Source organism: Butyricimonas faecalis (assembly GCF_003991565.1).
GTDB classification, from domain to species: Bacteria; Bacteroidota; Bacteroidia; order Bacteroidales; family Marinifilaceae; genus Butyricimonas; species Butyricimonas faecalis.
The window spans coordinates 4491498-4503949 of record NZ_CP032819.1 but is presented as its reverse complement, the minus strand read 5'-3'; the positions used below and the strand labels follow the sequence as shown (position 1 = coordinate 4503949).

At 44.1% G+C, this 12452-nt stretch carries 12 protein-coding genes; 8 read left to right on the top strand and 4 right to left on the bottom strand.

Features of this window, described 5'->3' with window-relative positions; all coding sequences use genetic code 11:
- Positions 1–56: 56 nt before the first annotated feature.
- Together D8S85_RS19190 and D8S85_RS19185 are read right to left on the bottom strand one after the other, a co-directional pair.
- Entirely contained in the window at positions 57–1058 is a 1002-nt protein-coding gene (locus tag D8S85_RS19190) for a hypothetical protein (protein WP_127075555.1), read from the bottom strand.
- Positions 1059–1070: 12 nt separating this feature from the next.
- Positions 1071–2189, bottom strand: coding sequence for a hypothetical protein (locus D8S85_RS19185; RefSeq protein ID WP_127075553.1), 1119 nt, complete (start codon positions 2187–2189; stop codon positions 1071–1073).
- A gap of 48 nt (positions 2190–2237) precedes the next feature.
- Here D8S85_RS19185 and D8S85_RS19180 point away from each other — a divergent pair, with 48 nt between their 5' ends.
- Together D8S85_RS19180 and D8S85_RS19175 are read left to right on the top strand one after the other, a co-directional pair.
- A complete protein-coding gene (locus D8S85_RS19180; protein ID WP_106482118.1) occupies positions 2238–2666 on the top strand; it encodes a hypothetical protein in 429 nt (142 codons plus the stop codon).
- Positions 2663–3499, top strand: a complete 837-nt coding sequence (locus tag D8S85_RS19175) for an IS3 family transposase (protein ID WP_127075551.1) — start codon at positions 2663–2665, stop codon at positions 3497–3499. Before D8S85_RS19180 ends, D8S85_RS19175 begins: the two co-directional genes overlap by 4 nt.
- Positions 3500–3724: 225 nt before the next feature.
- Here D8S85_RS19175 and D8S85_RS19170 read toward each other — a convergent pair whose 3' ends face one another.
- Together D8S85_RS19170 and D8S85_RS19165 are read right to left on the bottom strand one after the other, a co-directional pair.
- Positions 3725–4873, bottom strand: coding sequence for a serine hydrolase domain-containing protein (locus D8S85_RS19170; RefSeq protein ID WP_106625180.1), 1149 nt, complete (start codon positions 4871–4873; stop codon positions 3725–3727).
- A 16-nt stretch (positions 4874–4889) separates the two neighbouring features.
- Entirely contained in the window at positions 4890–5345 is a 456-nt protein-coding gene (locus D8S85_RS19165; protein WP_106482114.1) for a YhcH/YjgK/YiaL family protein, read from the bottom strand.
- Between the two features lie 81 nt (positions 5346–5426).
- On the opposite strand from D8S85_RS19165, the gene D8S85_RS19160 reads away from it, so the two are divergent.
- From D8S85_RS19160 to rsxC, 6 genes are all read left to right on the top strand, one after another.
- Positions 5427–7193, top strand: a complete 1767-nt coding sequence (locus tag D8S85_RS19160; RefSeq protein ID WP_127075549.1) for a hypothetical protein — start codon at positions 5427–5429, stop codon at positions 7191–7193.
- A 75-nt stretch (positions 7194–7268) separates the two neighbouring features.
- Positions 7269–8153: a GTPase Era gene (era, locus tag D8S85_RS19155; protein WP_106482110.1), complete on the top strand. Its 885-nt coding sequence runs from the start codon at positions 7269–7271 to the stop codon at positions 8151–8153.
- Between the two features lie 36 nt (positions 8154–8189).
- Positions 8190–9497 carry a ribosome biogenesis GTPase Der gene (gene der / locus D8S85_RS19150; protein WP_127075547.1) on the top strand — a complete coding sequence of 436 codons (1308 nt, stop codon included), beginning with the start codon at positions 8190–8192 and terminating at the stop codon, positions 9495–9497.
- 169 nt (positions 9498–9666) lie between these two features.
- Positions 9667–10083, top strand: coding sequence for a SoxR reducing system RseC family protein (locus D8S85_RS19145; protein WP_106482106.1), 417 nt, complete (start codon positions 9667–9669; stop codon positions 10081–10083).
- A 65-nt stretch (positions 10084–10148) separates the two neighbouring features.
- Complete coding sequence (locus D8S85_RS19140) at positions 10149–11015, top strand: Fe-S cluster domain-containing protein (RefSeq protein WP_106482104.1); 867 nt, start codon at positions 10149–10151, stop codon at positions 11013–11015.
- 91 nt (positions 11016–11106) lie between these two features.
- On the top strand, positions 11107–12438 hold the full coding sequence (gene rsxC / locus D8S85_RS19135) for an electron transport complex subunit RsxC (protein WP_106482102.1): 1332 nt from the start codon (positions 11107–11109) through the stop codon (positions 12436–12438).
- Positions 12439–12452 lie beyond the last annotated feature (14 nt).

Genomic DNA, 12452 nt, shown 5'->3' with positions numbered 1-12452 from the left:
TTTTCTTTTAAAATAGAAGAGGAGCTGCAAGCAGCCCCTCTAAACTACACGCATCACTATTTAATAACCGGAAAACCCTCTTGTTCCCGATCCAAACGATACAAATGATAAAAATTCCCATTACCGGGTTCGTAAGTCACGTTTATCACCCCTCCCTTACCATTATCACTTTTAACCAGAAAGCCATATTCATCCAACGTGTAAGAAGTCGTTTCTCCATTCAAATTCAACGACAAAGTTCGGGCATCACGGAAATTCTTTTCTAACAAGTAACCGTCCCCCTTCACGGAAATCAAATTATTGCCAGAATACGTGTACACACGATCATTTATTAAATCCCAACTTGACTCGCTATGATTATTCACCATGTAAATTCGATTCGTCATAATTCGCTTTCCATCATACACATACTCATATTTATAAAGTGTACGAGTTTCATAATTTTTAGCATCATCCGGAGCAAACGTATCATAAAACGAACGGACATTTACAATTGAAGTACCTTCTCCGTACTCATAAATAAAAGTCTCCTTATAATCCAGTGTATAGGTATTATCAAAATCATCTCCTAAACCAAAATCGGTTTTAGGAATATAATAGCTAAATACTTGCTGTGTAACCATACTCTCTTCATCAAGAGTCACATCCACTTTGTACAAAGTTCTTGCTATCACAGGGATGCTATCTTCCAAAGAATAATTTCCAACCCCATATTTTCCTTTCAGCGATAAATCCAAACGAGCGATAGAATCGGCATCCACGTTATACACGTAATCATTCACGGCATAGGTAGTAACACCTTGTTCTTTCGTCACTGAAAGTCCCCCTTTTCGGTGACCGTTTTTATCATAACGACTCATATTTTCCAACTTATCATTCACGTATTGAATTTTCAACGTGTAATCGCCCCAATGATCATTATAGCCGGTAATTTCGCTCACCCGAACCGGGTTAATCGGGCGTACCCCTACCTCGATATTATCATCGTCATCATTACAAGCCACCCAACCCATTGTCAGTAATAACAGACAGCCTATATTTCTTAATACTGTTTTCATAAATCACTTATTTTAGTTTCCCACTTTATTATAGGCCACTTTCGTAATCCGGCCAAATCCTTCATATCTCCCGTGAATATCACGATTAGGTTCTAAAGTCCCACTCGTCAGTTTGACAATTGGAATTGTAAGCACTTTCCCCTCCCCAGTTGATTCTTTATAAGTCGTAATAATCAACATTCGATATTGAGCATTTTGCGTAGTCACTCCAGTGGTACTTGTTTCACTACTCACGTTCATCCGTCCATACTCCCCCCGCCACATCGTTAGAGAAGTAATTTCCCCATCTCTCTCCTTATCCACAATATAACGGCTTTCCGCTATCACATCCTGAGAATTTCCCAAGGCAATCGTATAAATCTGATCTTTTGTTGCATAATAAAAATCTGTCGAGATTGGAGATGCGGCAAAACCTACAGCCTCATTTATTCCTGGACAATTAGTTAGAACATACCGTCCTTTCGGCAAATTACTTCCGGTATCTTCCTCTTTAGTCTGCATTGCTGCTAACCAATAATCATCTCCTTTTTCTGCTTTGAAAACAGTCATTAACTGGGCATTCTCACCCTCTCCCATATATATTGCATCATAAGCACCCACGTTATTTACATCAAACAACAATCCCGGATTCTGCTCCCGAAATTGCAGGAAACCATCATAACGACTATTTACTTGAAGGAATCGATTCTTATTCTCATCAAAAGCATAAGGTACGGCATAATAATACGTCCCGCAAACAATCATCTGACTTACATCATAGTCAGCCAAATCAGGAGTATACATGTAAAAATTGTAATACAAATTACCCCATGATGAATTTCTTGGATACACTTTCCCGCTCACATTCAAGAACTCTACACCCCAATATTCCCACAACATCATATTCTTTGGGCGGAAATCTCCATCAATTGGTACAAAGAAAAGATCGTTATTCATCTCCCAATCTGCAAATTCGAATGGATCAACTCGGTAAATATCCTTATCCGTCAAAATTGTCAGTGTCCGGGAAGCTGATTTCACGAACGATTGCATGTCTTTCACCAACCCATTTAGGTTATGTTGATTCACGGAAGAATAAATATTCCGATAAAACTTCGTATTCTTTTCCAATAAACCACGGGTGAAATTCATTGACATGTATTACCCTGAAAAAAGTTTACTGTAAACCAGAGTAAACCAATGTCAGAATTAGAAAAAATTATCAAACGTCGTCATTTTCCAGTACGGGTAAAATTGTCGGCAGTACGCGATCGCTTGATCGAGGAACTTGATTTCTCGGAAGTATTAATCAAGTATAATGTTTGTTCTTCCACGTTCCAGGGGTGGTTGAATAAATATAAATCCCGGGTGCTGTCTGAAGAAAGTTACAAACGCTTATCTTTACCGGTAGATAATCCTAAAACTTTATTATCAATGACAGACAAGGAACGGCAGGAACTGGAACGCTTACGCGAAGAGGTAGAGAAACAAAAGGTACTTGTAGAAGCTTACGAGCTGATGCTGGAATTAGCTAAAACCCGCCTTCACGTTGATGTAAAAAAAAACTACGAGGAGATGCTATTAGCGGGATTGGTGAACGGCAAAAAGCGCGGGAGGGCAAAACGATGACGGAATACCTGTGCAACTCGCTTGGTTACAGCAAGCAGGCTTATTACAAGAGCCTTCGCTCGAGTAACGAGGGGGAGGAACGCGAGCGTTACGTTCTCTCCATCGTTGAAGAGATCCGCCGTGACCTGCCCCGCCTGGGTGTTCTCAAGTTATGGAAGATGCTAAACGCTAACGGTTTGGAAGTCGGCAGGGACTGGCTTTTTCGTTTACTTCACCGTCATAACCTGATGGTGAAAATGAAGAAGTATCGCGTCATTACCACGGATTCTCGTGCCTGGCGGAGGCAGTACCCGAACCTGGTGAAAGGTTACAAGATCGAACGAGCCAATCAAGTGTGGGTGAGCGATATCACTTACCTTTCCACGGGTAAAGGCTTCGTTTACCTTTCCCTGGTGACGGACGCCTACTCGAGGAAAATCATGGGATGGGAGGTTCACCCGAACCTGGATTCGGACGGACCGGTCAAAGCGTTGTACCGCGCGCTGGAGAACGGTGAAAACGACTCGTTCAAGAACTTGATTCACCACTCCGACAGGGGAGGGCAATACTGTTCTGCCGTGTACACGGGGATATTAAAGTTACATCACGTCAGTATCAGCATGACACGGGACGGTTCTCCCTATGATAACGCTATCGCCGAGAGGGTTAACGGGGTTTTAAAGAGAGAATGGCTGAACGATATATCGTTGAAGGATATCAATGACGCCAGGAAACACGTCGAGAGGATCATTCAAGTCTATAACAAAAAAAGACCTCACTTGGCCGTGCTAGGGATGGTCCCCGAGCAGGCACATCGCGATAAAAAGAAAAAATTCGCGAGGGTCATGTTTTAAAAACACTTTCTTTTTCCACACCCGGGGAATTCCCCGGGTGTGGAAAAAGAAAGTAAAACAATTCTAGGAATTAGCATTTATTTAAAGTAAACTTGTAACAGTAAATAACTATTTGCAAGAAAAGTGTTAAAATATTGAAAGCCAAATCGAGTAAACCAATTTCAGGAAACTACACTAGAACTCAGCAGCTTCTCTCCATAAACACCAATGAACAAGCTACCACTCTTATTTTCTGCTATCCAATATTTTTGTCCCGATATCCATATAACGATACACGTCCCGGGTGGTCTCCCGAATACGTTTCTCGTCTTTTTTATGTCCAAGCCGAACGATAATGGCATTCTTCTCGGGTATAGCAATAATGTATTGCCCCAACATTCCCCGAAAATACGGGTTTCGTTGCCCTTTATAGTTCATAATCCAAATCTGGAATCCGTAATAATCCAGAGAATCCTTTCCCCACTCATCCTTCAGATATCCGGCCGGGCTCATGGCCTCGTTGATATATTCTTCCGAAACCAACTGTTTTCCGTTCCAATTTCCATGATGCAACATCAAACGGGCAAAACGGGCAACTTCCCTCGCCGTGGTGTGGAAACAACAGAAAGATTTCTCGTCCCCGTCCTTTTTATCCAGCAACCAATAAGCATCTTGAGCGGCTTGCATCGGTTTCCACAACTTCTCTTCCGCGTAGTCACTGATACTCTTTCCGGTTGCTTTCTCCACGACAAAAGCCAGAATCTGCGTGTCCCCGCTCCGGTACGAGAATTGTTTTCCCGGTTCCTCGATCACATCCAACGTGGTCACTAAATCATACAGATCGTTCCCGTAATACCCGTGCGTGGTAACCGAAAACAACGACGCGTAAGCCTCATCCCAATTCAACCCGCCACTCATGGTCAACAGGTTGCGGATCGTGATATTTTTCTTTTCCCCTTCGTTGAATTCCGGAATATATTTCCCCACCGGATCATCCAAACTGGTAATCTTTCCCTCGTCATAGGCAATACCGACTAACAGTCCCACGATACTCTTGGTTGATGAAAATATATTGGATGTCTTCGTATCATTCCAACCGGACCGATACTCCTCGTACACGATACTGTCATTCTGAATTACCAGAAAAGAAACCGTACGAAAATCATTCAAGTAGGCATCATCCTCCGGGCTCAACTCGTACGTGTTATAATCCTTGGCAATTCCCCACGTCCAACACGTATCGGCCTTTCCCACCGTGTGCTTGTCAAACATTGACAAATCATCTATCGACGGGTACCAGTACAACAACGCCTGCCGTGCATAATAAGGCAGGCAGAAATAAGCAATCCCTAGCACCACCACAACCGTCAAAAGTATCTTATATCTTTTCTTCATGTTCAATTCTCCATTTTCAATGTTCAATTTTCCTGACTTTCACCACCATTTTCCGGATTATCCCTTCCCCGATACAAGGAGCATGGGCATCCTCCGGGAAAAAGATCACGAACTCACCGGGAGATAACGTGAACACCATCTCCACCGGATCCCGGTAAAAAGTAAAATCACCCGCAACATCATACGGGGCCCGTTCTTCACCCAACAAACTTTGAGCTTTCCAACCATAGCTTTCCGGCATACTCAAAGGCATTTGAATATCGATATATTTGTCATGCCGTTCATACACGGCTTCCTCGACTCGCCGTCCTTTGGCATCTTCAATTTTCAAATAAGCATTATCCCCGTCAATGTCAATTCGTCCCGCGGGCATGCTTGACAAATCATGTGTTTTTATATAGTCAAAGACCATTTTAAAATACGGGTTTAACCCCTCAATTCGTTCGCTATTAGCCAGTACGTCTACAATCATAATTTTTATTTCATTTTTTTTATACAACAAAGATATGGAAAATACGTTTTCTACGAGAAAACTACATAAATTTTAATCACTATGAAAAACTCATACCTTACAATGATCATTTTCACGATTTTTATCATCGGTTTTTGCACCAACACGCGGGCACAAAAACAGGGGCGCGTGGAAAGACTATACCAACACATCACTTGGTCGGAAGGAGACAAGTACGATCGGCTGAGAGCACGGATGGACACCAAAAGCATGGATGCCTACAAAAACGAAATCTTACTGGCCGATGCTCTCAGGCAACTGTTGCTGACACCCAGCGTCAACGCCATCGAGCCGTACTTGAAAAGCAACATGGTCATACAGCAACAGGACGGGGGTGCCCGCCTACGCTCATTCTGTCAGGCAGCAAACTTGAATGTCGACCTTTTCCGTCACAAGGCAGATTCCACGATCTTTGCTTTGCTGGCCGATTCCCCGAACCAGCTTGAAGATTCCCGCACGGTACTCGCCCGGATGAAGGAATACCATTACCATATAAATCCCGATATTTACGAGGCAATCATTCAGCTAAAGGAAAAAGCGCAGTACGCGGACCTGAAAGCCCAACCGACACAAGCAAAATGTAACGCTTATTTCAAAGACTTCCATAACGAGTACAATTATGTCGAGGTGGCCCAAATATATAATAACTTGCTGTACAAAGCCATTCTCAACGAACCAAACGATTCTACCCTGCGCTGTTATTTTAACGATACCACGTTAAAAATATTTTACGCAAACTCCAAGGAACCGCGCCCATACCTACCGGAAGTACAAAAACTCTATGACGATTGCCTGTTCAAAGCGATACAAACGGCAACTTCCTCGGAAGCCAAAAAACACAGTATCAAGGCTTATATAGGATGTCCCTATCTGGCTGGATGTAACCGTAGGTACCTGTCACAAGTGGAATACGCTAACGACAGCATTGACCTGGTCATCCTGGTTTCGCAAGTTGATTCTTTTCCACGTCTCCCGTTGATCAAGGCTTACCTTCAAACTCACAAATACAAACAATTCCGGGATCAAGCCCAGCAGTTAAGAAAACAGTTTATCGACTCGATGACTTACCTATCCCCCTACACCACTCGTTGTTATTCCGGAAATGACATCACCCGGGAAACCCGAGTTTACAATGATTCACTCACTATCACCACGTACCAGTACTCCCCACATGGGCTTCTGACACGGATTACCCAAAGCACGCAACTGCAAAAAGATTCCGCAACCGTCACCCCGTTAAACTTGATGATCACGACATTCAAATATAATGACCTCGGTAAATGCTATGAAGAAGAAATTATCGATTCCTTAGCAAGAGCAACTGTATGCCTGATCAACTACCAGTACGACACGACCTCCCGCCTCGTGATGAAAACGACCAAGTGGAATCACGGGCAAAATGTTATTGACTATTATAACGACCGGGAACAGGTCAACCGAACCCAAGAATACCGGAACGGGTTGATTTGCGCACAAACGGATTACACTTACGATGACCAAGGACGTCTCTCCGGTAAAACATGGATAAACACCCGACCGGATACTGACCATTCCGCCACGAAACAAATCACACGATACACTTACGACCCATTCGGCTACCTCGTAAGCATCTCCTACGTGAAAGAAAATCTGCAAAACGAAAACATAACAAGTAATATGACCCTAAGCTACGATGAGTTCGGTAACCCGATCAATCCTAATTACCAATATACTTACGACCAAACCGGAGCATGGATCAGTAAAACAAGCAAAACGAACCCCGCGGATAGCGAGAAAATCGCTTATGTCTATAAGCAAAACAAAAAATAGACCCGTACATTTTCGTTTAGGCTTTCAATTTTCAATTAGTTATCGTACCTTTGTGCCCAATTAATTTTAAAATAAATGGAGCACAGAGCAGGTTTTGTCAATATCCTAGGAAACCCCAACGTGGGGAAATCAACCTTGATGAATCGACTAGTCGGGGAGAAATTATCGATTATCACGTCCAAATCCCAAACCACGCGTCACCGGATCAAGGGGATCGTGAACGGGGAGGACTTTCAGATCGTGTTTTCCGATACCCCGGGTGTCGTGAAGCCCAGTTACAAGATGCAGGAATACATGCTTGATTTCTCGAAAAGCGCCATCATCGATGCCGACATCATACTTTACGTCACCGACGTGGTGGAGAATATCGAAAAGAACGCTGACTTTATCGAGAAAGTGAAACAAAGCGAGGTCCCTATCCTTTTGGTGTTGAACAAAATTGACCTGACTACCCCGGATAAACTGGATGCCCTGTTCGACAAGTGGAAAGAGATTATCCCGCGAGCTGAAATATTTCCGATTTCGGCTACCGAGAATTTCAACGTAGACAATCTATACAAGAGAATCTTGGAACTGCTACCCGTGGGCGAACCTTATTTCGACAAAGAAGAAATGACTGATATGCCGGCACGCTTTTTCGTGAATGAAATTATCCGGGAAAAGATTTTATTGAACTACGATAAAGAAGTTCCCTATTCCGTCGAGGTTGTCGTGGAGGAATTCAAGGAAGAAGCCAAACGTATCAACATCATGGCCGTGATCAACGTGGAACGGGATTCCCAAAAAGGCATCATCATCGGACATCAGGGAGCCGCATTGAAAAAAGTCGGTACGGAAGCCCGTATTGACATCGAAGCCTTCTTCGGGAAAAAAGTATTCCTGAACCTGTATGTCAAAGTCCTCAAAGACTGGCGAAACAAGGAAAACGACTTGAAACGCTTCGGTTACAAACAACTTTAATTTTTTAGTTTTTATCTTTTAACTTTTATCTTTCCAATGAGTAATATTGTTGCAATAGTAGGACGTCCCAACGTGGGGAAATCAACACTTTTCAATCGTTTGGTCGGTGGTCGGAAAGCCATCGTAAACGAGGAAAGCGGGGTAACCCGTGACCGGAATTACGGAAAATCAGAGTGGAACGGCAAAGAATTCTCGGTGATTGACACCGGAGGATACGTTTCCAACAGTTCGGACATTTTCGAGGAGGAGATTAACAAACAAGTATTGCTCGCCATGGACGAAGCCGACGTGATTCTGTTCGTCTGCGACGTGGAACTCGGTATCACCGATCTGGATTACAGTTTCGCCCGTATGCTCCGGAAAGTCAATAAGCCCATCTACCTTGTAGCGAACAAGGTGGACAATGGAGAACGTCTATACGATATACACGAATTCTACAAATTGGGAGTCGGAGAAGAAATCTTCCCCGTGGCCTCTATCAACGGTTCGGGAACCGGTGATCTGCTTGACAAGCTGGTTTCACATTTCAACACCGACCCGGTTGAAGACATGGAAGAACTTCCTAAAATTGCCATCGTGGGACGTCCCAACGTGGGAAAATCCTCCACCATCAACGCCCTTATCGGGGAAGAACGTAACATAGTAACCGACATTGCCGGAACTACCCGCGACACGATCACGACTCGCTACAATCGTTTCGGACACGACTTCCTGCTGGTGGACACGGCTGGATTACGTAAAAAAGCGAAAGTCAGCGAAGACGTGGAATTCTATTCCGTGATGCGTTCCGTACGCGCCATCGAAGACAGTGACGTGTGTATGTTGCTGATCGATGCCACCCGTGGCATGGAAGCCCAGGACTTGAATATATTCCACCTCATCGAACGTAACCAGAAAGGCGTGGTGGTGCTTGTAAACAAATGGGACCTGATTGAGAAAGACAACAAAACCACGATCAATTTCGAGAAAGAACTGCGGGCAAAAATGGCCCCGTTCAACGACGTGGAGATCATCTTTACCTCGGCTCTCACGAAACAACGTCTGTTGAAAGCCCTCGAAGCTGCCATCGAGACCTATGAGAGCCGGAAGCAAAAACTGAAAACATCCGAACTGAACCGGATCATGCTGGAAGAGATTGAAAACTTCCCTCCTCCCAGCTTGAAAGGAAAATACATCCGCATAAAATACGTGACACAATTACCGTCGAAAACCCCAACTTTCGCGTTCTATTGCAATTTGCCGCAATACGTGAAAGAACCTTACAAGCGTTTCTTGGAAAACAAAATCCGGGAACACTGGAAATTCACGGGTGTGCCGATCCAAATTTTCATGCGTAAAAAATAAAAATGAAGGAGTTGTCGAATAAGTCTTATTTAGTATCAACAAACTACCCCCACCAACTCCCCCTTACACAGGGGGAGAGTTGATTACCAAGCGGTTTCCCCTCCTGTGTAAGGAGGGGTCAGGGAAGGTAGCCGTAAAAAATATTTGTTCTATTCCAAAAAATCATATTATGACAAAGAATACGATAGAACATAGTGGTATCGTGACGCAGGTGGCCGACACGTTCATTATAGTGACCATACAAAGCCAAACAGCCTGTGCAGGATGTCACGCCAAAGGAGCTTGCGGCATGTCGGAAATGGCCTTAAAAAGCATTACCGCGGAAAAACCCGATGAAGATGTTAAAATAGGAGACAAAGTTATCGTCTGCGCCAGTACCCAAAATGCCATGCTTTCCGTTCTGCTGGCATACATTGTTCCTTCAGCTTTAATTATCTTAATCTTAACCTTACTTATCCTGGCCGGAGTTAATGAAGTCATGGCCGCCACATTATCTCTAGTTGTAACATCCATCTACTTTATTTGCCTGTATTTATTAAGAAACAAATTTGCGAAAAAAATAAAATTCAAGGTTAAAATAGCATAACCTAAAAAAAAATCATAACTTTACGAGCGTTATAACAAACTAGAGGAGACAAAACAAACACCTTTATGATGACTACTACCATTATTTACACCATTATTTCTTTGTGCGCCATAGGAATCGCATCTGCCGTGATCCTTTATATTGTTGCACAAAAGTTCAAGGTCGAAGAAGACCCTAGAATTGATACCGTGGAAAGCATTCTACCGGGAGCGAATTGCGGTGGATGTGGCAAACCCGGATGTAGGGGATTTGCAGAAGCCACGGTAAAGGCGACTTCATTGGATGGCCTGTTTTGCCCGGTTGGAGGTGCGGAAACCATGACAAAAGTTGCCGCAGCCTTGGGCATGGAAGTAACCGTACAAACACCACAAATTGCGGTAGTAAGATGTAATGGCACGTGTGACCATCGTCAACGCACCAGTCAATATGACGGTTACAAATCATGTGCCATCGAACATTCTCTTTACCGGGGTGAAACCGATTGTACATTCGGTTGCCTGGGATGTGGGGATTGCGTGACAGCCTGCTTGTTTGATGCCATTCACATGGACGAGACCGGTCTTCCGGTCGTTTCCGAGGAGAAATGTGTGGCATGTGGAGCTTGCGTGAAGGCCTGTCCGAGAAACATCATCGAACTACGGAACAAAGGAGTGAAAGATCGGCGAGTTTTCGTTTGTTGCGTGAACAAAGACAAAGGAAATATTGCCCGTAAAGCTTGTACAGCAGCCTGCATCGGATGTGGAAAATGCGCGAAAGAGTGTCCATTCGAAGCGATCACACTGGAAAACAACCTGGCATACATCGACTTCCGCAAGTGTAGACTTTGCCGGAAATGTGTCAGTGTTTGTCCGACACACGCCATTCACGAGGTTAATTTTCCTCCCCGGAAAATCACCGAACCTGCTGATCAATTGAAAACTGAAATTAATTAATTTACGATTTACGATAAATAAATCTAGAATCAAAAAGTTCATCAGTTTTTCAATCTAAAATTTAAAATCTAAAACCTAAAACTAATACACCGTGCTTAAGACATTTAAAATTGGGGGAGTTCACCCACCAGAAAATAAATTATCAGCACAAGGGGAAATTATCACACTTCCCCTCCCCGAACAAGTAAGTATACCATTATCACAACATATCGGGGCTCCTGCCGTTCCCACGGTAAAAAAAGGAGATCAAGTAAAAGTAGGACAAATCATCGGTCAAGCCGCCGGCTTTATATCAGCCAACATACACAGTTCTGTATCAGGAACCGTCATGTCGCTTGATCCCGTGATCGATGCCAGCGGATATCCCCGTCCGGCTGTTACCATTAAAGTGGAAGGTGACGAATGGGATGAAAATATCTTAAAAGATCCTATCAACAAACACCCCAATACATTCACGAAAGAAGAAATCCTGGCAGCCATCAGTGCCGCGGGAATAGTCGGTATGGGTGGAGCCACCTTCCCGACACAAGTGAAACTATCTCCCCCTCCCGGAAGTACTGCCGAAGTACTGATCATCAACGGGGTGGAATGTGAGCCTTACCTCACGGCAGACCATCGTTTGATGTTGGAACACGGGAAAGAGTTGATCATCGGTATAGAACTCATCATGAAAGCCCTCGGCGTGAAACGCACGATCGTGGGGATCGAAAATAACAAACGGGACGCCATCGAAGAACTTGGTAAACTGGCCAAACTAGCGGATGGCATCGAGATTTGCCCGTTAAAAATACAATACCCGCAAGGAGGTGAGAAACAATTAATACAAGCGACCACGGGGAAATTCGTACCATCAGGTGGACTACCGATTGCTGTCGGGGCCGTGGTGCAAAACGTGGGGACGGTATATGCCGTGTACGAAGCAGTCATGAAGCACAAACCCTTGTTCGAACGGGTAGTCACGGTTACCGGAAAATCATTGAAAGAACCGGGTAATTACCTTTGCCGCATCGGAACGCCCATCTCACAATTGATCGAGGCTGCCGGAGGGTTACCTGAAGACACGGGTAAAGTGATCGGAGGAGGCCCTATGATGGGAAAAGCCTTGACGAACACGAACATTCCCATCACCAAAGGCACGAGTGGTATCCTGCTGATGCGTCAAGAGGAATCAACCCGTAAAGAGTACCGCAACTGTATCCGTTGTTCGAAATGTGTTAACGTGTGCCCTATGGGATTGGAACCCTATTATTTGATGTTACTCGGAGAGCGCAACAAGTTGGAGATGCTGGAATCAGAAAAGGTCATGGATTGCATTGAATGCGGTTCATGTAGTTTCACTTGTCCGGCCAACCGTCCGTTGCTTGACGTGATCCGTTTGGCTAAAGCCAGAACAGGTCAAATGATCCGGTCGAGAAAAAAATAAAAAGTGAATGTAGA